Origin of the sequence: Sphingomonas sp. 4RDLI-65 (genome assembly GCF_049472435.1) — a bacterium.
Classification (GTDB): Bacteria; Pseudomonadota; Alphaproteobacteria; order Sphingomonadales; family Sphingomonadaceae; genus Sphingomonas.
In genome coordinates this window covers 915,046-939,566 of the sequence record NZ_JBCEBT010000001.1, presented here as the reverse complement: position 1 = coordinate 939,566, position 24,521 = coordinate 915,046, and the positions used below count along the sequence as shown (strand labels likewise).

18 protein-coding genes are annotated in these 24,521 nt (G+C 67.8%); 6 read left to right on the top strand and 12 right to left on the bottom strand.

Going from position 1 to position 24,521, the window contains the following annotated elements:
* Nucleotides 1–34: 34 nt before the first annotated feature.
* Nucleotides 35–1,978 carry an asparagine synthase (glutamine-hydrolyzing) gene (gene asnB / locus VH567_RS04110; protein ID WP_423323378.1) on the top strand — a complete coding sequence of 648 codons (1,944 nt, stop codon included), beginning with the start codon at nt 35–37 and terminating at the stop codon, nt 1,976–1,978.
* A 25-nt stretch (nt 1,979–2,003) separates the two neighbouring features.
* Here asnB and VH567_RS04105 read toward each other — a convergent pair whose 3' ends face one another.
* From VH567_RS04105 to VH567_RS04080, 6 genes are all read right to left on the bottom strand, one after another.
* Nucleotides 2,004–3,122 (bottom strand): CDP-alcohol phosphatidyltransferase family protein, encoded by a 1,119-nt coding sequence (locus VH567_RS04105; protein WP_423323376.1) that lies wholly within the window; start codon nt 3,120–3,122, stop codon nt 2,004–2,006.
* 202 nt (nt 3,123–3,324) lie between these two features.
* Nucleotides 3,325–4,455: a hypothetical protein gene (locus VH567_RS04100; RefSeq protein WP_423323374.1), complete on the bottom strand. Its 1,131-nt coding sequence runs from the start codon at nt 4,453–4,455 to the stop codon at nt 3,325–3,327.
* Nucleotides 4,452–5,168: an NTP transferase domain-containing protein gene (locus VH567_RS04095; RefSeq protein WP_423323372.1), complete on the bottom strand. Its 717-nt coding sequence runs from the start codon at nt 5,166–5,168 to the stop codon at nt 4,452–4,454. Before VH567_RS04095 ends, VH567_RS04100 begins: the two co-directional genes overlap by 4 nt.
* A 147-nt stretch (nt 5,169–5,315) precedes the next feature.
* Nucleotides 5,316–6,728 (bottom strand): efflux transporter outer membrane subunit, encoded by a 1,413-nt coding sequence (locus VH567_RS04090; protein WP_423323370.1) that lies wholly within the window; start codon nt 6,726–6,728, stop codon nt 5,316–5,318.
* A gap of 302 nt (nt 6,729–7,030) precedes the next feature.
* On the bottom strand, nt 7,031–8,188 hold the full coding sequence (locus tag VH567_RS04085; protein ID WP_423323368.1) for an HlyD family secretion protein: 1,158 nt from the start codon (nt 8,186–8,188) through the stop codon (nt 7,031–7,033).
* Nucleotides 8,185–9,855 carry an MFS transporter gene (locus tag VH567_RS04080; protein ID WP_423323366.1) on the bottom strand — a complete coding sequence of 557 codons (1,671 nt, stop codon included), beginning with the start codon at nt 9,853–9,855 and terminating at the stop codon, nt 8,185–8,187. Before VH567_RS04080 ends, VH567_RS04085 begins: the two co-directional genes overlap by 4 nt.
* Before the next feature lie 308 nt (nt 9,856–10,163).
* On the opposite strand from VH567_RS04080, the gene VH567_RS04075 reads away from it, so the two are divergent.
* On the top strand, nt 10,164–11,237 hold the full coding sequence (locus VH567_RS04075; RefSeq protein WP_423323364.1) for a mechanosensitive ion channel family protein: 1,074 nt from the start codon (nt 10,164–10,166) through the stop codon (nt 11,235–11,237).
* A gap of 132 nt (nt 11,238–11,369) precedes the next feature.
* Here VH567_RS04075 and VH567_RS04070 read toward each other — a convergent pair whose 3' ends face one another.
* The 3 genes from VH567_RS04070 to otsB are packed head-to-tail and all read right to left on the bottom strand — an operon-like array spanning nt 11,370 to nt 15,342.
* Nucleotides 11,370–12,758 carry an alpha,alpha-trehalose-phosphate synthase (UDP-forming) gene (locus VH567_RS04070; protein ID WP_423323362.1) on the bottom strand — a complete coding sequence of 463 codons (1,389 nt, stop codon included), beginning with the start codon at nt 12,756–12,758 and terminating at the stop codon, nt 11,370–11,372.
* Complete coding sequence (locus VH567_RS04065; RefSeq protein ID WP_423323360.1) at nt 12,755–14,563, bottom strand: glycoside hydrolase family 15 protein; 1,809 nt, start codon at nt 14,561–14,563, stop codon at nt 12,755–12,757. The genes VH567_RS04070 and VH567_RS04065 overlap by 4 nt, the downstream gene beginning before the upstream one ends.
* Nucleotides 14,560–15,342, bottom strand: coding sequence for a trehalose-phosphatase (otsB, locus tag VH567_RS04060; protein ID WP_423323358.1), 783 nt, complete (start codon nt 15,340–15,342; stop codon nt 14,560–14,562). The genes VH567_RS04065 and otsB overlap by 4 nt, the downstream gene beginning before the upstream one ends.
* A 335-nt stretch (nt 15,343–15,677) precedes the next feature.
* Here otsB and VH567_RS04055 point away from each other — a divergent pair, with 335 nt between their 5' ends.
* The 4 genes from VH567_RS04055 to VH567_RS04040 all read left to right on the top strand — a co-directional run bounded on the left by VH567_RS04055 (nt 15,678) and on the right by VH567_RS04040 (nt 20,637).
* Nucleotides 15,678–17,138, top strand: a complete 1,461-nt coding sequence (locus tag VH567_RS04055; protein ID WP_423323356.1) for an efflux transporter outer membrane subunit — start codon at nt 15,678–15,680, stop codon at nt 17,136–17,138.
* Nucleotides 17,138–18,523: an efflux RND transporter periplasmic adaptor subunit gene (locus VH567_RS04050; protein WP_423323354.1), complete on the top strand. Its 1,386-nt coding sequence runs from the start codon at nt 17,138–17,140 to the stop codon at nt 18,521–18,523. Before VH567_RS04055 ends, VH567_RS04050 begins: the two co-directional genes overlap by 1 nt.
* Before the next feature lie 58 nt (nt 18,524–18,581).
* Nucleotides 18,582–19,238 carry an ABC transporter ATP-binding protein gene (locus VH567_RS04045; protein WP_423323722.1) on the top strand — a complete coding sequence of 219 codons (657 nt, stop codon included), beginning with the start codon at nt 18,582–18,584 and terminating at the stop codon, nt 19,236–19,238.
* A gap of 190 nt (nt 19,239–19,428) precedes the next feature.
* Nucleotides 19,429–20,637, top strand: coding sequence for an ABC transporter permease (locus VH567_RS04040; protein ID WP_423323352.1), 1,209 nt, complete (start codon nt 19,429–19,431; stop codon nt 20,635–20,637).
* On the opposite strand, the gene VH567_RS04035 is transcribed toward VH567_RS04040, so the two are convergent.
* The 3 genes from VH567_RS04035 to VH567_RS04025 all read right to left on the bottom strand — a co-directional run bounded on the left by VH567_RS04035 (nt 20,612) and on the right by VH567_RS04025 (nt 24,486).
* Entirely contained in the window at nt 20,612–21,229 is a 618-nt protein-coding gene (locus tag VH567_RS04035) for a nucleotidyltransferase family protein (protein ID WP_423323350.1), read from the bottom strand. The two genes, VH567_RS04040 and VH567_RS04035, sit on opposite strands and share 26 nt — an antisense overlap.
* The gene (locus VH567_RS04030; RefSeq protein ID WP_423323348.1) at nt 21,216–22,139 is read right to left on the bottom strand and encodes an XdhC family protein; all 924 of its coding nucleotides are present in this window, start codon (nt 22,137–22,139) and stop codon (nt 21,216–21,218) included. Before VH567_RS04030 ends, VH567_RS04035 begins: the two co-directional genes overlap by 14 nt.
* Before the next feature lie 142 nt (nt 22,140–22,281).
* On the bottom strand, nt 22,282–24,486 hold the full coding sequence (locus VH567_RS04025) for a molybdopterin cofactor-binding domain-containing protein (RefSeq protein WP_423323346.1): 2,205 nt from the start codon (nt 24,484–24,486) through the stop codon (nt 22,282–22,284).
* Nucleotides 24,487–24,521 lie beyond the last annotated feature (35 nt).

The following is a 24,521-nucleotide window of genomic DNA, read 5'->3' as shown; positions in this document are numbered from 1 at the left end:
AGGCGGCTCCTAGACCGCGCGCGATCGGGCGGCGGTGCTGCCGTCATGCGAGGGATCGTTCGTCATCTGCGGAATTGCCGGCCTTTACGCACGGGGCAGCGGTGCGGTTTCGCCCCGCCTCGTCGCTGCACACCTCATCACCGCGCAGTGCGACGCGATCCTACACCGCGGGCCCGACGACCAGGGCGTGATGACCGACGGCGATTTCGGCTTCGGGATGCGCCGGCTGAGCATCATCGATATCGAGGGCGGGCACCAACCGTTCCATTCGCCCGACGGCCGCTATGCACTTGTCTTCAATGGCGAGATCTACAATTTTTGCGAATTGCGGCGCGAGTTGCAGGCGCTCGGGCGGGTGTTCGACAGCGCGGGCGATACCGAGGTCATCCTTGCCGGCTACGAACGCTGGGGCGACGACGTCTGGGCGAAGCTCGACGGCATGTTCGCGGTCGCGGTGTGGGACACGCACGCCCGACGCCTGATCCTCGCGCGCGACCCGATCGGGGTCAAGCCGCTCTATTATACCGATCAGGCGGCGGGGTTCGCGTTCGGTTCCGAGCTCAAGACGTTGACGTTGCTGCCGGGGATGGCGTTCGACGTGGACCGCCGCGCGCTCCACGATTATTTCAGCTTCGGCCATGTCCGCACCCCGCGCTCGATCTACGCGCAGGTCCGCACGCTGCCGCCGGGCCATGTGATGACCGTCGAAGCGAGCGGCGCGCCAACGATGCGCGCTTACTGGACGCCCGCGTATCATCCGGCCGAGCCGCGCTCCGAGGCGGAGTGGATCGAGCAGTTCCGCGACCAATGGCTCGACACGATCGGCAAGCAGATGGTCGCCGACGTCGATGTCGGTGCGTTCCTGTCGGGCGGCGTCGACTCCTCCGCGGTCGTCGCGGCAATGGCGCAGGTCTCGGATCGGCCGGTGCGCACCTTCACGATCGGCTTCCCCGACCCCCGCTTCGACGAATCGCCGCATGCCGAGGCGATCGCGCGGCATCTCGGCTGCCACCACGTGACGCGCACGCTGGAACTCGCGGATGCGCAGGCGATGCTGCCCGAGGTCCAGCATTGTTATGACGAGCCGTTCGCCGATCCCTCCGCGGTGCCGACCTGGTACGTCAGCCAGATCGCCGCGCAGGAGGTTAACGTCGCGCTGTCGGGCGACGGCGGCGACGAACTGTTCTTCGGCTACAAGCGCCACGCGACCGAACGCCGGATCGGGGCATTGCCGGCACCGCTGCGGCGGTTGGCACGCGCGCTGGATGCGGTGCCGACTCTGCCGTCGCGTCATGCGAACGCGGTCCTGCAGCGCTGGCGGAAAACCACCGGCAGCGCCGCACTCCCGAACGGCATCGCGCGATTCTTCGCCAAGACGCAGATCACGAACGAAGCTTTCCGCCGCGAGATATTCTCGGCCGAGTTCATCGCCGAGGAAGAGGGCGGGATCGCCGCGCTGTGTGCGGAATATTTCCCCGACGCGGACGCGATCTCGACCGACACGCTCGAGCAGTTCGGGCTCGCCGATCTGGCGCTGAACCTTCCGGGGGCGATGCTGACCAAGGTCGACCGCGCGAGCATGGCGCATTCGCTCGAGGTACGCGTACCGATGCTGGGGCAGGGGATGGTCGACTTGGCGCTGTCGATGCCCGCCGACATGAAGCTGAAGGGCAAGGTCGGGAAACACGTAATCCGCCAGGCGATCGCTCCGTGGCTGCCGGAAGGGATACTAGACCGCCGCAAGCAAGGCTTCCAGATGCCGCTGGCGGCGTGGTTCGCCGGCGATTTCGGCGCGTATGCTGAGCAGTTGTGGCGCGACAGCGGCGTTCGCGAGCAGGGCATCTGGCGCGCCGGCGCGGTCGACAAGGTGTTCGCGGATCACCGCGCGGGCAAGCGGGATTACAGCCGCTTCCTGTACGCGCTGGCGATCTACTGCCTGTGGTGGATCGGACGGCCCAAGGCGCTGCACATCGCCTGATCCTCCCCCTGGCGGGGGAGGATTTTTACGCCAACCAGCTCACCAACGTCTCGCCCTTGGCCTTGCGCAGCATCGCCTGCACCAGCCGCACCAGATGCACTACCAGCGAGATCGCGGTCCACGCGGCGACCCCGATGATTCCCCAGTCCGGTCGCGTCACCAGCAACCCCGCGAACAGGATCACCATGTTCGGGTTCCGCCGCGCGGTGATCAGCCGGAACCAGCTGTCGAACCGCTCCCACACATGGATGTGCATCCCGAACCGGACGATGAACGCCCCCTCGATCAGCCGCTGCGCGACGTAGCCGAACAGCATCGTCCCGATCACCGCCCAGAACACGCCATCCTCGAGCGGCCGCCCATACGGCGCGCAGCCCGCCGCCCACGCCCACCACCAGAACGGCGGATGCACCAGGTCGACGCCGTGATCCCACGCGTTGCCAAGCTTCGACGAGGTGATCGTGCACCTGGCCAGCTTCCCATCGACCGTATCGAGCACCATGAAGAAAAGCCCGGTCGCGAGCCCAGTCCAGAACCAGCCATACCAGAACGCCACGGTCGCGACGATGCACAGCACCGATCCGAGCGCGGTCACCTGGTTCGGCGTGATCCCCGCGCGCGCGCAGACCCGCGTGATCGCCAGCGCCCATTCCGGCCACAGATACTTGGTCAGCAGGTCGGTGACGCCCTTGTACGCGCCGACATAGCTCGCGCGCTCGATCGCCGGCACCGCGGCGGGGGTCAGCAGTTCAGCGAACGGCCGCTCGCGCTTGCGCAGCGCCTCGTTGAGAATACCTTCCTCGGCTTCGGCGGCGATCACCGTCAGCCCGGTCACCAGCGGCGCCTCGCCGAGCATCGCCGCGGTCATCCGCGCGCGCTCGTCGGCGTCGCGGACATGCGCGAGGACGGGCACGCCGGTGCGAGTCACGACCGTACCGGGTCGCGACTTCAGATGCGCGATCCACACCGGATCGAAGGCGTAGGCGAGGTTGGCGAGGATGACGGGGCCTTCGCCACCGTCCTCCGGCAACCCCTGCGCGACGCCGATCCGCCGGATCCGCTCGGCATTGGTCATGCCCCAGAGCAGCGTGTCGTTCGCCCGGACGGTTCGGAGCGCTGGCGTGGGGGCGGTTGAATCTACCATGACGCACCCGTTACCCGATCTGGTCGTGAAAGCGAGAGGGGGCGGAGTTAGGTGGCGGTGCATGCCCTCCCGAAACACCACCCCGAACCACCACCCCGGCGAAGGCCGGGGCCCAATTGGAATGACCGGAGTAACCTCGCGCAGTCCTTCGTTGGCAACGTCCCCCAATTGGGCCCCGGCCTTCGCCGGGGTGGTGGAGAATTTACGGGGCCGGCGTGGCTTCCAGCAGACGAAGGATTTCCCCCGCCGCCCGCGCCGCGCCCCCTTCAACCGCGCCGAGCGATTGCCCGGCAAACTCTGCCTGAATCACTTCGTATTGATGATGGACGAGCGCCGCCCGATCCACCGCCGCAACAACATCCGCAACGTCCCAAACTACCTCCCCGCAAACCCACATCGCGTAGTTCGGATCTCCCTCCCACGCGGCACCCCCCGCATTGAGAAACACGCAAGGCCGCGGCCGCATCAGATACTCGATCACCTGGCTCGACGTATCGCCGAGATACACGTCCGCCACCCCGGTATAGCTCCCGTCGACCATCGCGAACCCGTCGATGTCGCAGTGCACATGCGGCAGATCACCGATCTCCCGCATCAGATCCGCCACCTCCGGCGCCTTCTCGACCAAACGCTGGTGTGGCGCGAAGATCAGATTGTAGCGCCCGTCCGCGACGATCCGCCGCACCACCTCCGCCCCCCAGCGCCACCACGACGAGCGATGCTGCTGCCAGTGCGGCGTATACAACACCACCGGTCGGCTATCCGCGAACGGCGGCGCGGTATGCGTCCGATGCGTGAAGTCCGCCTTCACATAGCCGGTCGCGACGAACTTCTCCGGCGCGAACCCGCGATCGAGGTACGTCTGCCGCTCCAGTTCGCTCGGCACCAGCGTCAACGCCGCCGCGCGCCTGCGCGGGTCGTCGCGCGCGCTCATCGACCCAACCCCGTGCGAGGTCTTCACGAACTTCGCGCGCATCGGAAACAGCCGCGGGAGCCACAAGCTCGTCTGCTCGGCACACACGACGACGCGTGCACTCCGCAAATAGGGTAGCAACCGCAACAGCATAGGCATCTTCGCCGGCAACACGGGATTACGCCCGCTGCCGTCATCCGCAACGACACGAAACCCCGGCGCGCGGCGAATGCGAACGGTCGGGAAGGGCGCCGTCCAGCGCGTCAGCAACGTCTCGTGCACCGACGTGCTCACCCAGAGTTCGATCGGCACGTCCGACGTCGCGGCAAGCGCCTCGACGATCGGATAGAGATGCGGGATCAGCAGCGTCTCGCCGAGAAACAGGAACGCGACCTTTCCGCGCGCGCCGGGGCGGGTCATGCCCGGTTATCGCCTTCCCACAGCGCGATATCCTCGGGCCGGTCGATCTCCTGCCAGTGCGCGTCCGGCGGGATACGGACGGCGCGGACGCCCGGCCCCCGCGCGACGCGGGCGACGACGGCGTGGTGATAGGCGTGGATGCCGTTCTCCTCGCCGATCACTTCGCGTAACGCCTCGGCATAGGCCGCGCTGCCGTGCGACACGATCAGCCCCAGCGAGCGGTCCGTCGCCTCATGGCCGACGAGGTGCTTGCCGACCGCGATCACGCGGTCGCCGTCTGCTTCCACCAGCATGTCGTCGAGCCCGGCATCGTCGAGCGGCTCGACCAGCAACGCCACGCCGCCCGTGTCGCCGCCGAGCGCGGTGCGCAGGATCGTCGGCTCGAACACCGTATCGCCGTTCATCAACGCGAACGGCGCTTCGAGATACGCACGCGCTGCCCAGACGCTGCCGATGCTGTTGGCGATCGCCCAGAACGGGTTGAAGACGAGCTCGGTCGGCAGTCCCCCGTCTCGCGCATCCAGATGCGCAGCGATCTGGTCGATCCGGTAGCCGCCGACCACCACCGCCCCCTCGAACCCGGCCGCGGCGACCGCGTCGAGCTGGTGATCGAGGATCGCGCGACCGCCCACCTCGACCAGGCATTTCGGCGTGGTGAGCGTGAGTGGCAGGAGCCGCGATCCGTGACCCGCGGCAAGGATGATGGCCTTCATGGCGTGAGGCTGTACGGGCGAAGTGTGGCAGGAAAATGCATGGTCGCGCGACCTTCTACCTGCTGCGTGTTCTCCCGCGGAGGCGGGAGCCCAGGGTAACGAACGCTGCGCTGCTTGATCCTGGGCCCCCGCCTTCGCGGGGGAACATTATCGTCGAACCGCCGCCGCATCCTCCCGAGACCAGCCACCACCCATCGCCTGGTACAAGGTCACATACGCGGTAAGCCGATCCGCCCGCGCCTGCACCAGCGAGAGCTCCGCGGTGAGCAGCCCGCGCTGCGCATCGAGCTGGTCGATATACGCCGAATATCCTGCGCGGTAGCGATTCGAGGCATTGCGCAGCGCCCCCGCCAGCGCATCACGTTGCCCCGCGAGCGCCACCGCCTGCTGCCCCGAACGCTGAACGCCGGCGAGACTGTCGTCGACTTCGCGGAACGCCTGCAACGCCGTCCGGCGATACGCGAACGCGGCCTGGTCGCGGCGCGCGGTGGCGGCATCGGCCTGCGCCCCCAATCGCCCGCCGTCGAAGATCGGGCTGAGCACGCTCGCCCCGATCGAGAACACCGCGATCGGGTTCGCCAGCGCGGTCGACAGCACCACACCCGCCGAGCCGGTCAGCGCCAGGTTCGGCAACATCGCCGCGCGCGCGCTGTCGAGCGAGCGGTCGGTCGCGACCAGCGTCTGCTCGGCCTGGTAGAGATCGGGGCGGCGGCGGAGCAGGTCGGCGGGCAGGCCGTCGGGGATCGCGGGCGCCGCCAACTGGTCGAGCGTGCGCCCGCGCGGGATCGGGCCGGGATTGTCGCCGAGCAGCAGGCTCAGCGCATTCTCCTGCCGGCTGATCGCGAGCTGCGCCGCAGGGACGAGCTGTTCGGTGGCGTGGAATTCCGCCTCCGATTGCCGCAGTTCGAGGTTCGAGGTGTAGCCGGTCTCCGCCCGTCGCCGCGCGATCCGCAGGCCTTCCGCGCGTGCGGCCAGCGTCTGGCGGGCGACGGCGAGGCGCTGGTCGAGCGCGCGGAGCGTGATGTACCCGGTCGCGACGCTGCTCGCGATGCCGAGCCGGACGGTGTCGCGCGCGGCCTCGCTGGCCAGCAACTGCGCGCGCGCGGCCTGGCTCGCGAGACGGAGGCGGCCGAACAGGTCGAGATCATAGCTGATCGAGACCGCCGGCTGCGCGCCGATCGCGTCGGAGGGCGTACCGAGCGGGCTGACGGTCTGGCCGGTGGTGCTAGGTGCCGAGCCGCTGACGAGCGGCGTCTGCTGCGCGCGGGCAAGGCGCGCGGCGGCGCGGGCTTCGTCGATGCGCGCAGCGGCGGAGCCAAGGTCGGGGCTGTTGGCGAGTGCTCGGGCGACGAGATCGGTGAGGACCGGATCGCCGAACGCGCTCCACCAGTCCGCACGGATCGGCGCGCCGGTCCCGAGCGCGGTGCGCCATGCCGGGGGCGGGGCGACGGCGGTGGTTGCAGGGGCTTCGGGGCGGGGGCCGATACAGGCGGTCGCGAGGAGGGCGAGGGGGAGGGCGGCGCCCGCGCTCGCTGATCGTGCTCCTACCGAGCGCCACAACTCGCGCGAATACCATCTCGGAAAACGCTTCCCCCCCGGCGAAGGCCGGGGCCCAATTGGAGAGGTCGCAGTAACGGTGGACAGCGCTTCGTTACGACCGTCCCCCAATTGGGCCCCGGCCTCCGCCGGGGGGGTGAACTTCGTCGGGGTGAGGATTGTTCGAGCAGAAGTTAGCCGCTCTTTCACGCTGCCAGGCCCGCGACCAGAGCAAACCATGTTTCCCCGCGAAGGCGGGAACCCAGACTGGGCTCCCGCCTTCGCGGGAGAACAAGCAGCGAGCGCAATGCCAAGCTCAGGCCCCATCACCGAACCCCCGGCCCGCCGGCCGTATCCACCCGCGCCTGCACGGACATACCCGGCCGCAACCGCGCGCTCAGCGGCTGCCCCGCATCCACCCGGATCCGCACCGCGATCCGCTGCGGCACCTTGGTGAAATTCCCCGTCGCATTGTCCGCCTTCAGCACCGCGAACTCGGACCCCGCCGCGGGCGAGATCCGCTCGACCCGCCCGGTCAGCCGCGCGTTCGCCAACCCGTCCACCGTGAACGACGCCGGCTGGCCGACCACCATCCGCGCGGTCTGCGCTTCCTTGAAGTTCGCGATCACCCACGTCTCCGGCGGCACCAGGAACATCAGTTGCGACCCCGCCGTGACATATTGCCCGAGGCGCACGCCGACCTCGCTCAACCGCCCCGTCTCGGGCGCGCGGATCACGGTGTTGGCGAGGTCGATCCGCGCGAGTTGCCGCGCAGCCTCGGCCCCGGAGACCCCCGCCTGCTGGCCACCACGCCCGACTTCGACCGTGCGGATATCCTGCCGGGCGATCTCCCGCGCCGCCTTCGCCTGCCGGACCTGCGCCTGCGCCTGCCGCAACGCCGCCAGCGTCTGGTCGCGTTCGCGCAAGGATACCGAGCCATCGGTCACGAGGTCGTTGACGCGCGCCATGTCGGCCTGCGCGCGCATCAGCTGCGCCTCCGCATTGGCGACCGCGGCGTCCTGCGCGGCGAACGTCGCCTCGCGGCTGGCCGCGGTCTGGCGGCTGTTGGCGAGCGTGGCTGCCTGCGCATCGACCTGCGCCTGCGCCTGATCGACGCGCTGGCGATAGATGCGGTCGTCGATCTTCACCAGCGGATCGCCCTGCTTCACGTCGGCGAAATCGCGCACCAGCACCTGCGTCACATAGCCGCTGACCTGCGGGCTGATCACCGTCGTCCGCCCGCGGACATAGGCGTTGTCGGTCGACTGATAGCTCGTCGCGAACGGCGGCAGCCGCCACGCCGCCAGCACCGCGCACACGCCCGCGACCGCGAGCAGGACGATGATGACGATGACCGTCGAGCTCGGCGGTTGCGGACGCCAGCCCGACCCGACCGGGGTGGCCGGCACCGCCGCAGCAGGCGCCTCCGCCATCTTCTCTTCGGTCGCCGGCCCCTCGGCCACCGGGCTGCGTGCGTCGCTCATGTCGTCCCCTCAACCGGGCCCTCAAGCCGCGCCCGTCTTTCGCGTCGCGCGCGTCTCGCCAGCAGGAACAGCAGATACCCGAACGTCGCGCCAGCAAGAACGGCGATCAACCGGAAGACGTCGGCATACGCAAGCACGTTCGCCTCGCGCGTCGTGGTTTGCGACAGGATCGCCGCGCCCTCGGCATTGCGCAGCGTCGGGTCGACGATCACCCGGCCGACCGCGGCGCCACCGGCGGCGATGCGCTGCGTCACGATCGGGTCCGTCGGCGAGATCTGCTGGACCAGCGCCGCGCTGTTCGCCTTCTCGCGGATCACCTGGTAGCTGCCGAGCAGCGCGGTGCCGCCAAGCCCGCCGAGCGAATTGATAATCCCGAACAGCGCGATGAAGCTGATGATGTGGCCCGCGCCTTCCTTCAGCGCGCGGGTCATCCCGAACAGCAGCGCGGGGCCGAGGAAGAACGTCGCCGAGAAGCCGATGATCGCCTGCGTCACGTACATCTGCGGCGCGCGCGTCAAGCTGGTCGCGTAGGAATCGAACCACGCGGCCACCGCGACCAGCCCAATCGCCAACATGATCGGGTGGCCGAGCCGCTCGACGTCGAGCGTCACCGCACTCGCGATCACGCCGCAAACCGAAGCGACGAAGATGATCAGGAAGAACGGCACAAGCTGGTCGTTGTTCTGCCCCAATACCGTCAGCAGTCCGACCGACGCATAGGTCTGCTCCGACAGCACGATCCGCGCCATCACGATGACGATCGTGAAGCGGACGATATCGGCGCTGCCCAGCCAGCGTGTGTTGAGCAGCGGGTTGGCGCGGTGATGCTCGACGACGATCGCGGCGGCGAACATCGGGATCGCGACGATCAGCGCCCAGCCGATCCACGGTGCGTTGGTCCACCACACGATCCGGCCGAGGCCGAGGACGGCGGCGAACAGCGCGGTCGAGCCGGCGAACAGCACGAAGGTGAGGAAGTCGAGCGGCTCGAACGCCTTGCTCCGCGTCGTCGGCGGCAGGCGGAGGGCTGCGACCGCGGCGAGCGACAGCAGCGCGAGCCCGAGTTCGAACAGGTACAAGGTCCGCCACTGCGACATCGCCAACAGGTCGGGCGAGAACAGCCGCGCGAGCGGCGTCGCGCATTGCGGGATGCCGATGCCGAGCACGACGGCCTTCAATCGCCATTTCGCGGGGAGCGACTGCATCACGTAATAGAGACACAGGCTGCTCAGCGCGGCGCCCGCCATCCCGCTGATCGCGCGCACCGCGATCGCGGTCGCGAAGCCGTGGACGAACAGATGCGCGAGCGTGATCAGCACGTACAGGATGAGGAAGATCATCGCGAACGGCCGCAGCCCGAACTGCGCGCGGAACTTGATCATCAGCAGGTTTATGCTGACGTTGGTCATCACGTAGACCGTCGGCAGCCAAGCAATCTCGGCAGGATCGAGCCCGAGTGCGCCTTGGAGCGTGTAGGTGTTGGCGCTGATCAGCGCGTTGCCGAACCCGACCGTGAGGCCGAGCAGGATGCCGATCAGCGCATAGGCGATCTGGCGATGTCTCGGGTGCGCGGGAGAGCCCGGAGAGCCGGGGAGGACGGGGCGTTCGTGATCGGCGAACTGCCAGTTCTCTTCGCTCAGGAAGTGTCTGATTCTCTGGGCGACCATGGTCGGGTGGTTCTGGCATGATCGGGGCGGGGCGTCATCGGCTATCGCTAGAGACGGCAAGTAAACGGCAGCAAAAAAACGTCACCACACCGGCGGAGGCCGGGGCCCAGTTGGGGGACGGGATTAACTGTGGACGGTCCGTCGTTACTTCGACCTTTCCAACTGGGCCCCGGCCTCCGCCGGGGTGGTGGCTTCGGTAAGGGTGGTGGCCTGCGCTGGCCTGATGGCCTTCCTAGGTTCAACGCGACCCAAAATGCTGCACTGCAGCGGAACATCCGCGTTCCCCCGACCGTTGCGCCAGAATGCGCATGTTCAGATCGCTCCACATACCCCCCGAATGGGTCTGGCTGGAGAGCGTCGCCGTCGTTTCGGCGGCCATCCTCGTCGCGCTGGTCGCGCATTGGCTGACGATGCGGATCGGCGGGCATGCGCAGCGCCGCTCGACCGCCAAGACCGACGGCCTCGTCCTCGCCCGCGTCCGCCGCCCTTTGCGTGCGGTGTTCGTCTCGGTGTCGGTCGCGTTCGTCGCGCGGATCCTGCCGATGGACAACGATATCGAGGATCTGTGGAAGCAGCTGCTCGGCTTTCTCGTGCCCGCATTACTCGGGTGGCTGGCGGTTGCGGCGCTCCGTGCGTTCCAGGACGTGATCGAGATCCGCGCCGATATCTCGGTCGAGGACAATCTCCGCGCCCGCCGCAAGCGCACGCGCGCGGCGATCCTTGGCCGCATCGGCACGTTCTTCATCGTCTTCATCAGCGTCTGCCTGATGCTGCTGAGCGTGCCCGGCATCCGCTCGATCGGCGTCACGCTGATGGCCTCCGCCGGTATCGCCGGCCTCGTGGTCGGTGCCGCGGCGCAGCCCGCGCTGAAGAACCTGATCGCGGGCGTGCAGATGGCGTTTACCGAGCCGATCCGGATCGACGACGTGCTGATCGTCGACGGCGAATGGGGCCGGGTCGAGCAGATCAACCTGACCTTCGTGGTCATCAAGATCTGGGACGAACGCCGTCTTGTCGTGCCGGTCTCGAAGTTCCTGGAGCAGAGCTTCCAGAACTGGACGCGCGAGACGAGTCAGCTGATGGGCTCGGTGTTCTGGTATCTCGATCCGTCGGCCGACGTGCCGCGGCTGCGCGAAAAACTGGGCGAGATCGTCACGTCCAACCCGCGTTGGGACAAGCGGTTCTACAACCTCCAGGTGACGGACGTGAAGGCGGACTGCATCGAACTGCGCGGCCTGATGACGGCCAAGGATGCGGCGATTGCGTTCGACCTGCGTTGCGATGTCCGAGAGGCGCTGCTGAAATATATCCGCGAGGAAATGCCCGAGGCGATCCCACGCAACCGCCTGTTGATGGCGGCGGACCCGGTGAGCCGCGGCTAGCCCCAGTTAATCCTCCCCCTCATGGGGAGGTGGCAGCCCGAAGGGACTGCCGGAGGGGAGGCGCGCTATCGAGGGCGGATCACCCCTCCGTCTGGCAAGCGCCAGCCACCTCCCCTTGCAGGGGAGGATTGGTTACGCCTCGACGTGCTCCGGCACTGCTTCGAGCGCAGTGATGAACAGCTCGCACCACCACATCACGTCCTCCTTGCGGACGTTGTCGATCAGCTTCTCCCAGCGCGCCTTGCGCTCCGCCAGCGGCATCGCCAGCGCCTTGGCGATCGCGTCGGACATCTCCTCGGGGCTGTACGGATTGACCAGCACCGCATCCTTCAACTGCGTCGCCGCGCCGGCGAAGTGCGACAGGATCAGCACGCCCGGATCGTTCGGGTCCTGCGCCGCGACATATTCCTTCGCGACCAGATTCATCCCGTCGCGCAGCGGCGTCACCAGCCCGACGCGTGCCGCGCGATAAATGCCCGCCAGCACGTCGCGCGGGAAGCCGCGGTTGACGTAGCGGATCGGCGTCCAGTCGATGTCCGAATATTCGCCGTTGATCCGCCCCGACATCGAGTCGAGGTTCGCGCGGATCTCCTGATACGTGTCGACCTTCTCGCGGCTCGGCGGCGCGATCTGGAGCATGTAGACGAGCCCCGCACGGTCGGGATGCGACCCGAGGAAGCGCTCATACCCGGCGAACCGCTCGGCCAGCCCCTTCGAATAATCGAGCCGGTCGACCCCGACGATCAGGCTGCGGCCGGTCGCGGACATGTACATCCGCTCCTTGGCATGCCGTGCGGTGTCGCTGTTCGCCGACTTCTCGAAGTCGGCGGTCTCGATCCCGATCGGCGTCGTGATCGCCTTGATCGTCCGGTCGCCGACTGTCACCCAGCCATCCTCGCCGACCACGCCATCGAGCTGGCTGGTGACGTAATGCAGGAAACTGTCGAGCCAGTCCTGCGTCTGGAACCCGACCACGTCATAGGCGAACATCGATTCGACCAGCGCGCGGTGGCTCGGCAGCGACAGCAGCATCGCCATCGGCGGCCACGGAATGTGGAGGAAGAACCCGATCTTGTTCTCGACGCCGAGCTTGCGCAGTTCCTGGCCGAGCGGGACGTGATGATAATCGTGGACCCACACCAGATCGTCGGGCTCGATCAGCGGCAGCACCGTCTCCGCGAACCGCTTGTTCACCCGCGCGTAACCGCTGGAGAAGTCGCGTTCGAACTCGGTCAGGTCGATTCGGTAATGGAACAGCGGCCACAAGGTGCGGTTCGCATAGCCGTTATAATATTCGTCGAAATCCTGCTCTTCGAGGTCGATCGTCGCGGTGGTGACGCCCTTGCCCTGCTGGAAATTGATGTGGCCGGTGAACTTGTCGGTCGTTTCGCCCGACCACCCGAACCATACGCCGCCCTTTTCCCGGAGAGCGGCAAGCAGCGCGACGGCGAGGCCGCCCTGGTTGCCCGAAGGTGCATCGACCGACTGGACGCGGTTCGAGATGACGACGAGGCGGCTCATCGGACGGCACTCCACGGCTTGCTGAGCAGGACCGCGCAGTTGATCAGCCCGACCAGCGAATAGGTCTGCGGGTAATTCCCCCACAGCTCGCCGGTATTCGGATCGATATCCTCCGACAGCAGGCCCGCAGGCGTACGCCGCGCCACCATCTCGCAGAACAGCGCGCGCGCGTCGGCGGTCCGACCGGTCGCGTGCAGCGCCTCGATCAGCCAGAAGGTGCAGACGTTGAATGCGGTATGCGGCAGGCCGAAATCGTCCTCGGTCGCATAGCGCAGCATGTGGCTGCCGCGCCGCAGCCCCTCCTCGACCGCCTTCAGCGTCGACTGGAACCGCGGATCGTCAGGCTTGAAGAAGCGCAGGTCGAGCAGCTGGATCAGGCTCGCATCGAGATCGTCGCCACCGAACGTCGCCGAGATACGCTGCGTATCCTCGCGCCACGCCGACTGCTCGATCGTGGTGCGGATCGTGTTCGCCCGCTCCTCCCAGAACGTCCGGCGATCCTCGAGCCCGAGAACCTCCGCCGCATTGGCCAGCCGGTCACACGCTGCCCAGCACATCGCCGCCGAATAGGTGTGGACGTGCGCCTTGGTGCGCAGCTCCCACAGCCCGGCGTCGGGCTTGTCGTACGTCTCCCACGCACGATCGCCGACCAGTTCGAGGCTCTTGAAGTCCTCTTCGCTCGACATCCGGAACAGCCGCTTGTCGAAGAACGCCTGGACGTCGGACAGGATGATCTGGCCGTACGCGTCGTGCTGGATCTGCTCATACGCCTGGTTGCCGACGCGGACCGGACCCATCCCGCGATACCCGGGGAGATCGCTCTCGATCCGCTCGACCAGCGTTGATTCGCCGCCGACTCCGTAGAGCGGCTGGACATGGCCCCCCTTAGACGCGTCGACGATGTTGCGCAGATATTCGAGATACCCTTCGAGCACATCGAGCGCACCCAAACGGTTCAGCGCCTGCACCGTGTAATAGGCGTCGCGGATCCAGCAGTAACGATAGTCCCAGTTGCGCTCCGACCCCTCATGCTCCGGGATCGAGGTGGTGAGCGCGGCGACGATCGCGCCGGTCTCCTCATGCTGGCACAGCTTCAGCGTGATCGCCGCGCGGATGACGACGTCCTGCCATTCGACCGGCGTCGCCAACCCGCGCACCCAGTGCCGCCACTCGTCCTTGGTCCGCGACAGCATCGCCTCGGCCGCCTCGTGCAGCACGCCCGCGAAACTCTCGTCGGGACCGAGGAACAGGTGCATCTGGCGTTCGAGCCGGAACCAGTTTTCGCCGACTATGTGTCCGACCGGCGCATCGGTGGTCAGCCGCAACGTCTGGTCGTCCATCAGGAAGCGGATGTGGTTCGACCCCTGCGTATGCTCGGTCGGCTTGCCCCAGTTGGTCGCGACGCGCATGCGGATGCGAATCCGCGGCGAGCCCGCGACCGGCTTGACGATCCGGACGAAGCTGGTCGGACGATAGGTGCGACCTTCGCGGACGAACCGCGGGCAGAAGTCGATCACCTCGACCGCGTTGCCGGCTTCGTCCTCGTGGCGGGTCACCAGGATCGGCGTGTTGCGGATATAGCTTTGCGTGGTCTTCGCGCCGCCTTCGAGCTCGATCGCCCAGAATCCGGTCTCGGGTGCATCGCCGCCGAGCAGCGCGCAGAATGCCGGGTCGCCATCGACGCGCGGGACGCAGCCCCAGACGAACGTGCCGGTCTTGTCGATCAGCGCGGAAACCTGACAATTGCCGATCGGCCACAGGTTCATGTCGGCTTTTTTGGCGAGGGCGGGGGTAGCTGCGGTCATCGTGTTTCCAATATGGCGGCGATCCAGTCACGGAGCGCGGCAACGTCGTTCAGGCGATAGGCGGCTGCGGTCGCGCGCGGCTCGCCGATGAGAATACCCGCACCACCAAGGGCGCGCGCGGCTTCGAACCCGTCTTCGTCGGTCACGTCGTCGCCGAAGAAATACGGTATGCTCCCTGCCATTGTCGGCGCAGCGATCAGATCGCGCAAGGCCGCACCCTTGTCGCCGGGGGTCCGCAGCTCGACCATCATCTTGCCGCGCTGGAGCGTAAGGCCGTGGGTGGCGGCGAGATCCTCGGCGAGGCGGACGGCGTCGGGTTCGAAGTCCGGCGCCATCCGGTAATGCAACCCGGCGCCGAGGCTCTTGGCTTCGTAGACGAGTCCATTGGCATCGGCGAACGCGCGCAACGCGTCCGCGGCGGCTTCCAGCGAAGCCGGGCGATCGGCGGCGATGTGACCGTCTTCGGGGGTGCGACGTTCGGCGCCGTGGCTGCCAGCGACAGCGAACAGCTGCGCATGACGGCCCAGCATCGCATCGAGTTGGCTGATCGAGCGCCCGCTGATGATCGCGACGCGTCCGGGGAAGCGGTCGGCGAGCGTATCGAGCCGGTCGAGCAGGCGCTGATCGACCAACACGGCATCGGGCGTCGGTGCGAGATCGACGAGCGTCCCGTCGAAATCGAAGAAGAGGCTGACATTGTCGAGGGCCACGGGTGGCGGATCGAGCACGACAGGCGGCGGCGCGAGGACATCAGTCGCGGGCTGGCGTTCGGCTAGCATTATCGTCCAACCCGTAGAGGTGCCGCTACGTTCCGCTGCACTGCAAAATTGGAACGGAGCCGGTTCGATTATTTTGGGTGACCTCAACGAAATCCGTGCCGCCTCTCCTTGTTCTCCCGCGAAGGCGGGGACCAGACTGGGCTCCCGCTTTCGGGAGAACAAGGAAGCGGGCGTGACCTGCTCTGCGCCGCGCCTACACGTTCGATCTGGATCGGTGCCGAACACGTCAGGGGCTACGAAGCCGGTCGAAGTTCTCCAGCATCGACCCCAGCTGCGACACCTCGCGACACAAAACCGCTGGACTAGCAAACGCCCGTTGGCCATGCCTCGCCCCCATGTCTCGCGTCCGCGCCCTCCTCGTCGTTCCAGTGCTTTTGGCGGGCTGCACCGTCGGCCCCGACTACCACCCGAAGGTCGCCGCCGAACTCGGCGTTCCCGACGCCTATTCGGTCACCCCCGAAACCAAGCCCGAAGACCTCACCCGCTGGTGGCAGAAGTTCGACGACCCGGTCCTCGGCCAGCTCGTCGAGCAAGCCGCCGCCGCCAATCTCGACATCGCGCAATCGGTCGCCCGCCTCCGCCAGGCGCGCGAGAGCCTGATCCAGAACCGCGCCTCGCTGCTCCCCACGCTCAGCGGCTCGGCCGGCTATCAGCGCAACGAGAATGTCCGCGGCGGCGGGCGCTCGTTCACGCTGCCCGACGGCACCGTCGTCGACACCGGCGGCGGCGGCGCCAACAGCTTCACGCTCGGCGCCAGCGCCAGCTACCAGGTCGGCGTGTTCGGCGAGATCCGCCGCACCGTCGAGGCCAGCCGCGCGGATTACGCCGCGTCGGGCTACGACTACGCCACCGTGCTCATTTCCGTCGAAAGCGAGGTCGCGCGCAACTATGTCCTCGCGCGGCTGTACCAGCAGCAACTCGCCAACGCCCGCGCCTCGCTTGCCATCCAGGACGACAATCTCGAGATCGCCGGCTTCCGCGTACAAGCCGGCCTCGTCTCCAGCGTCGACGCCGAACAGGCGCGCGCCCAGCGCGCGCAGACCGCCGCGACGATCCCGAGCCTCGACCAGCAATATGCCGCCGCGGTCGCGCGGATCGGCGTGCTGACCGGCCAGGCCCCGGGCGCGCTCCGCCCGCTGATGGCGCCTGCCAAGGCGATCCCGACCGGCCCCGCCGCGGTCGGCGTCGGCATCCCCGCCGACACGCTGCGCCAGCGTCCCGACATCCGCTCCGCCGAACGCGCGCTCGCCGCCGCAACCGCGCGGATCGGCGTCGCCAAGGCGCAACTCTATCCGGCGCTCGCGATCACCGGCAATCTGAACACCAACGCGACCTCGATCGGCAACATCGGCGACGCGATCACTGGCAGCCTGTTCGCCGGCCTGACGCAGGCGATCTTCAACGGCGGCCGTCTGCGAAGCCAGGTCCGCACCAGCGAAGCCGCCGCCGACGGCGCGTTGGCGCTCTACAAGTCCACCATCCTCACCGCGCTGGAGGACGTCGAGAACGCCGTCGTCGCGCTCCAGTCCGCACAGGAACGCGAGCGCCAGTTCGCCATCGCGCTCGACGCGTCGAACAATTCCGCGATCCTCAGCCGCAGCCAATACCGCACCGGCCTCACCGATTTCACCACGCTCAACCAGCAGGAAACCGCGCTCCTGTCCGCGCGCAACGGCGCGACGCAAGCACGCGCCGATGCCGCCAACGCGTTGATCGCACTCTATGCCGCACTCGGCGGCGGCTGGGACTCCACCGTGATTCCCGAAGCGCCCCAATCCAATCCAGAGGCACGCTGATGGCCGACGCATCGATCGACGACTTCCTCGGCGTAAAGCCGCAGGCCCCCTGGAAACGCTACATAAAATGGGTGGTGATCGCGGTCGGCGTGGTCCTGCTCTGCCTGTTGCTCGCGAAGTGCTTCGGCGCGAAGGAACAGACGCAATATTCGACGCAAGCCGCCCAGCGCGGCAACCTGACGGTCACGGTATCGGCCACCGGCAAGCTCGCGCCGACGACGCAGGTCACGGTCGGCTCGCAGCTGTCGGGTCTCGTCACCAAGGTCGTCGTCGACGTCAACGACCGCGTCGTCGCCGGCCAGCCGCTCGCGCTGATCGACCCCGAACAGCTCGACGACCAGATCCGCCAGACCAGCGCCCAGCTCGCGGCGAACCAGGCGCAGGTCGCGCAGGCTCAGGCGACCGTCGCCGAATCGCGTGCTCAGCTGAACCGCCTCGAAGAGGTTTCGCGACTTTCGGGTGGTCGCGTGCCGTCGAAGACCGAGCTCCAGACCGGCCGCGCCGACTACGCACGCGCCGTCGCCGCACAGAAGGTTGCCGAAGCCAACGTCGTCGCCAGCCGCGCGCTCCTCGCACAGAACCAGACGCAGCGCGCGCGGGCGATCATCCGTTCGCCGGTTACGGGGGTGGTGCTCGCGCGCCAGATCGATCCCGGCCAAACCGTCGCCTCGTCGTTCAACACGCCGACGCTGTTCGTGATCGCCGAAGACCTCACCAAGATGAAACTCGAGGTCGCGATCGACGAAGCGGACGTTGGCGAGGTCAAGATCGGCCAGAAGGCCAGCTTTACCGTCGACGCGTTCCCCGGCCAGACCTTCCCGGCGACGATCAGCCGCGTCGATCTCGGGTCGAACCTGACGGTCAGCTCGGCGACCTCGTCGAGCACAACGACCACGACATCGACCACCGGTCAGGTCGTGTCCTACGCCGCCGACCTCACCGTGGCGAACCCGTCGCTGACGCTGCGCCCGGGCATGACCGCGACCGCCGACATCGTCACCTCGGACAAGCGCAACGTCATGCTCGTCCCCAACGCCGCGCTGCGCTTCAAGCCGACCGCCGCCACCGGCGATGCAGGCGGCGGCATCGCCGGCTCGCTGACCTTCCGGCCGCGGCGTGGCGGCGGCGGGGCAGAGCGGACCGCGACGCTCGGCCGCGGCGCGCAGCAGACGATCTACGTCAAGGGTGCGGACGGCACGCCGCAACCTGTGCAGATTACCACCGGCGACACCAACGGCACGATGACCGAAGTCCTGTCGGGCAATCTCCAGCCCGGCGCGCAGGTCATCACCGGGCAGCTTGCCAGCGGGTCGGACGACACCAAGCGCAGCGGCGGCGCCCGTCGCTCGGGCGGCGCGAGCAAGGGTGGGGGCGGTGGCCAGTAATCCGCCCCCGCTCATTTCCTTGCGCGGCGTCACCAAGACGTACGGGCAGGGCGCGACGATGTTCCAGGCGCTTAAGGGCGTCGACCTCGACATCGCGGCGGGCGATTTCGTCGCGGTGATGGGCCCGTCGGGGTCGGGCAAGTCGACGACGATGAATATCCTCGGCTGTCTCGACGTGCCGACCGACGGGACCTTTTTGTTCCGCGGCCACCATGTCGAGACGCTCGACCGCGACCAGCGCGCGCTGCTCCGTCGCAAATATCTCGGCTTCGTGTTCCAGGGCTTCAACCTCCTATCGCGCACGTCCGCGCTGGAGAATGTCGAACTCCCCTTGCTCTACCGCGGCGACGAAAAGCGCGCGCGCAGGGACGCGGCGATGGCGAGCCTCGACACGGTCGGCCTCGCGGACTGGTGGGACCACACCCCGGCGGAACTCTCCGGCGGCCAGCAACAACGCGTCGCAATCGCCCGCGCGCTGGTGACGAGCCCCGACGTGCTGCTTGCCGACGAACCGACCGGCAACCTCGACAGCGAACGCTCGGTCGAGATCATGCAGCTCCTCACGCGGCTGAACGCGGAGAAGAACATCACGGTCCTGATGGTCACCCACGAACCTGACATGGCTGCGTTCGCGCGCACCGTGGTCCACTTCAAGGACGGCCTGGTGGAACGCATCGAAAGCCAGCACCGCCAAGGCCAGAGGGTGGAATCGTGAGCGCCCTATCTTCCCCCCTCCCGCAAGCGGGAGGGGCCGGGGGTGGGCACGCGCTCACGCCGAACGCACCGCCAGCCGTAGCTCCAGCGCGTATCTCGACGGCAGCATCGGCCGAACCCGTGAGCCCACCCCCCAACCCCCTCCCGCAAGCGGGCGGGGGGGAAGAAGTCTCGCGCGGGGAACCAGGCTGATGTTCGGCACCACCCTGTCCCTCGCGCTCCGCTCGATCCGCCGCCACCTCCTGCGGTCATTCCTGACCATCCTCGGCATCGTCATCGGCGTCGGTGCGGTCGTCACGATGGTAACCCTCGGCAAGGCGACCACCGCCGCCGTCCAGCAGTCGATCTCCGCGCTCGGCACCAACATCCTGCAGGTCCGCCCCGGCCAGGGCTTCGGCCGCGGTGGCGGGGGCCCGCGTCCGCCCGACTTCAAGCCCGAGGACGTCGAGGCGATCGCTAACCAGATCGCCGGGGTCACCGCGGTCGCCCCGCAGGCGCAAGCCACCGCGACCGCCATCTACGAAGGCGCCAACTGGTCGACCACGATCAACGGCACCACCTCCGCCTATTTCCAGGTCCAGCCCTGGCCGCTCGCCGCAGGCCGCATCTTCTCGCCCGTCGAGGAAGCCGCGGGCAAGGCCGTCTGCATCATTGGCAACACGGTCCGCACCAACCTGTTCCGCGGCGGAGACGCGGTCGGCCTGCGCATGCGAATCGGCGCGATCAGCTGCGACGTGGTCGGCGTATTGTCAGCCCGCGGCCAGGCCGGGTTCGGCGGCGATCAGGACGATGTCGTCATCATGCCGATCAAGGCGGTCCAGCGCCGCTTCACCGGCAGCCGGGACATCCGCCTGATGCTTGTCGGCGTCGACCAGAAATTCTCGACCGCGACTGTCCAGGCCTCGATCACCGACCTGCTCCGCGAACGCCGCACGATCACCGCGGGCAAGGAAGACGACTTCAACATCTTCGACACCAAGCAGATTTCCGACACGCTGACCGGCACGACTACGCTGCTCACCGGCATCGTCGCCGCGGTCGCCGGGATCAGCCTGGTGGTCGGTGGGATCGGCATCATGAACATCATGCTGGTGTCGGTGACCGAGCGCACGCGCGAGATCGGCATCCGCCTCGCGATCGGCGCAGTCGCCCGCGAGGTGCTGATGCAGTTCCTCGTCGAGGCGATCGCGCTGTCGTGCCTCGGCGGCGTCATCGGCCTCGTCATCGCGCAGTTGGCGATCGCGATCATCGCGCCGCTGATCAAGGTTCAGTGGATATTCGTGCCCGAGATCAACATCTTTGCCTTCGTCATCTCGGCGGTCATCGGCGTGGTGTTCGGCTATTTCCCCGCCCGTCGTGCGGCTGCGATGAACCCTATCGACGCGTTAAGGCACGAGTGATCGCTGCCTTGGGATCGTGGACCAGCGCCTGCAGCCGGTCCAGATCCTCGGGCGTGTCGATATCGATCAGCTCGGCGGGTGCGGTCACGACGTGCCGCCCTGCCTTCACCAGGTCGCGCGCACCCGCATCGCCGTCGAGCGTGAGCAGAAAATCGAACCGATCGCGCCCGAACAGGGCAGGGGGGCTCGGCTTCTCGCCATCGCTTGACGCAACGACGGCATCGGCGCTGTCGGCGGCATCGAGCATCCGGTAGATATGCGCCGCGGTCACGCGCGGCATGTCGGCGAGCGCGATCAGCACCGCCTCCGCGCCCTCGTCCTTGGCGCGCTGCACGCCCAATTTCACCGACCGTGACATGCCCGTCGACGGATCGTCGTTATGCACCACCTCGAAATGATGGCTGATGAAGTCGAGCTTGCAGCCATCGGTGACAACCAGCCGGCGCTTGAACGGAATGTTCTCGAACGCGGTGACAACGTGCATCCCGAGCGGCTTGTTGAGGAACGGCACTTCGAGCTTGTTGGGGATCCCAAACCGCTCCGAGCGTCCTGCGGCGAGGAGGATGAGAAAGACGTTTTCAGCGGCGATCATTGAACGCTCCTATCATCGCCGCGGCCACCGACAGCGCGATTTCCGACGGCCCGATCGCGCCGATGTCGAGCCCGACCGGCGCATCGATCCGGTCGATGTTCTCGGCCGTAACGCCTTCCGAGGCAAGCCGCTCGCGCCGTGCCGCATGGCTCTTGCGACTGCCGAGCGCACCGACATAGGCGGCGTCGGACGCGAGCGCCGCGATCAGCGCAGGATCGTCGATCTTGATGTCGTGGCTCAGCGTCACGACCGCGGTGGAAGGTCCCGGGCGGAGCGCGGCGATCGCCTCGTCCGGCCAGCGATCGTCGAGCGTCACGCCCGGAAACCGCTCCTCGGTGAGGAAGCGCGCGCGCGGATCGATCACCACCGTCTCAATCCCGAGTTCGCGCGCGAGCCCCGCCAAGGCCTGCGCGATCTGCACCGCGCCGACGATCAGCAGTCGGCGTGGTGGATCGTAGCGATTGACGAACATCTCGCCCGTTTCCAGCGGCCGAGCATCGCTGTGCCCGGTCTTGAGGTCGGTCGTCACGGTCAGCGCATCGCCGTGATCCCGCGCATCGGCGATCCGGTCGAACAACTCGGGATCGAACCCCTCTGCCGACACCGGCTGCACCATCACTGCGATCTCGCCGCCGCACGGCAGCCCGACTTCCCACGCCGCCGCATCCGCGACGCCGTAGTTGCGCAGCTGGAACGGCGCGCCGGCGATCACCTCGGCGGCGGTGGCGAGGATGTCGCTCTCGACGCAGCCCCCGGAGACGGATCCCTCGAACCGCCCGTCGGCATGGACGAGCATATGGCTTCCCTTGGGCCGCGGCGCGGATCCCCAGGTCGAGACGACCGTGGCGATCGCCATCTTCTCGCCCTTCCAGGCCTTCGCAGCAGCGAGCACGCTATCGTTTTCGGCCATGTTGTCTCTCTTCTAATCCTCCCCGCACGCGGGGAGGGGGACCAGCGCAGCTGGTGGAGGGGGCCAGCCGCAGACGTTACGCTTGGGGTCGCCCCCTCCACCACGCCAAGAGGCGCGGTCCCCCTCCCCGTGCCGGGGAGGATCAGATTGCGGGCAAACCCGCCAACAGCTTGTCGAGCGTCACCGGAAAATCCCGAACCCTCACCCCGGTCGCGTTGTAGATCGCATTCGCCACCGCCGCGCCGGCGCCGGAAATCCCAAGCTCGCCAACGCCCTTCGCCCCGACCGGGTTCGCGGAGTCGTCGATCTCCTCGATGAAATGCACCTCAAGCTGCGGAATGTCGGCATTCACCGCGACATGATACTCGCCGAAATCGGGGTTCACGAACGCCCCGGTCCGAGTGTCGACGATGCCCTCTTCGCTGAGCGCATAGGCGATCCCCCACGCCATCCCGCCGGTGATCTGGCTCGTCGCCGTCTTGCGATTAAGCACCCGCCCGACATCGAACACGCCGAGCATCCGCCGCACCCGCGTCTCGCCCGTCACCGCGTTCACCGCGACCTCGACGAAGTGCGCGCCGTGGCTAGCCTGGCTGGTGCGCTTGCTCTCGGCACCCGGCCCGGTCTTGCCCATCGCCACGATCGCCTCGCCGCGCACCAGATCGGCAAGCTTCACCGACCGTCCGCCAGCACTCACGCACCCGTCGCGCAGGCTCAGATCCTCAGGCGCCGCGTTCATCCTGAGCGCGAGTTCGCCGAGGATATCCCCGCACGCCAGCACCACCGCCGAACACGCGCTGCCAGCCCCGAACGACCCGCCCGAGCCGGCGCTCGGCGGCAGGTCGCTGTCGCCGAGCCGCACCGTCACGTCCGCCACCGGCAGCCCCAACATCTCGCCCGCGGTCTGCGCCAGAATCGTGTACGTCCCGGTACCGATGTCCGTCATGTCGCACTCGACCGTCGCGCGCCCGTCTGCCTCCAGCCGCACGCGCGCCTGTGCCTCGACCGTGAAGTTGCCGCGCAGGCTCGCCGCCATGCCGATCCCGACCAGCCATTCGCCGTCCCGCACCGAGCCCGGCGCCGGCACCTTCGCCGGCCAACCAAACCGTTCCGCGCCCTGCGTATAGCAATCGAGCATCCGCCGCGTGGAGAACGGCTTGCCGCTCACCGGATCGGTCTCGGGCTCGTTGCGACGCCGTAGTTCGATTGGGTCGATCCCGAGCTGTTCGGCCAGCTCGTCCATCGCGCACTCGACCCCGAACGTGCCGACCGCCTCGCCCGGCGCACGCACAGCACCGCTTGCGGGCAAATCCACGCGCACAAGGTCGGTCTTGAACCGCCGCGCGGCGCCCCGGTACAGCGGCAGCGTCCCGAACGGCACCGGCTCGAGAAACTCGCCATCGTCGTTCTGCGCGACGACGCTCTCATGCCCCATGCCGAAGATCACGCCGTGCTCGTCGGCGGCGATCCGGATCCGCTGCGTCGTGTGCGAGCGGTGATGCACCATATACGCGGTCTGGCGACGGGGCAGCGCGACCTTGACCGGCCGCCCGACGACCTCCGCCGCGATCGCCGCGAGGATCGCCTCGGGACCGACGCCGGTCTTCCCGCCGAACCCGCCGCCGACATACGGCGCCAGCACGCGCACCCTGTCCGCATCGATCTTCAGTGCCTTCGCGATCGTCTTCCGCGCACCGCCGATCACCTGGTTGCTCGACCGCACGGTCAGCTTGTCGCCCTCCCACCAAGCGGTGGTCGCATGCGGCTCCAGCGCGGCGGGGAAATGCACGGGCGTCGTGTAGGTCCGGTCGAACGTCACCGCCGCATCCGCCATCACCGCGTCGAGATCGCCATTGTCGATCGGCGGGAGGAAGCCGATCTTCGGCGCTGTGTCGACCGGCTGTGCCTCGACGTCGAACCGATCCTCGCCCGCCTCGGTGCGAACCACGACCAGCGCCGCGGCATCGCGCGCGATCGCCTGATCCTCGGCAACGACGATCGCGACCGGCTGGCCGAGGTGGAGAATGACATCGGTATCGAACAGCGGCATCGCGCGGGAATTGGACTCGCCGGCAGGCATGCGCGCATCGCCATGAATGACCACGATGACGCCGGGCAAAGCCTCAGCAGCGCTAACGTCGATACCGAGGATGCGCCCGCTGCCGACCGGCGTACCGACGATCGCGGCATAGGCGATACCATCTGGCGTACCCTCATACGCATAGTCCGCAACGCCGGTGACCTTCGCCGGCCCCTCGATCCGGTCGAGGCCGAGTCCAAGAACGCCCTGTTTCGCGCGGTCGAGACCACCCGGCCGAAACGCCGCATCCATCACGTGTTCGTTCATTCGTGGGTCCTCGGGTGGAGTGGAGGATATGGGTA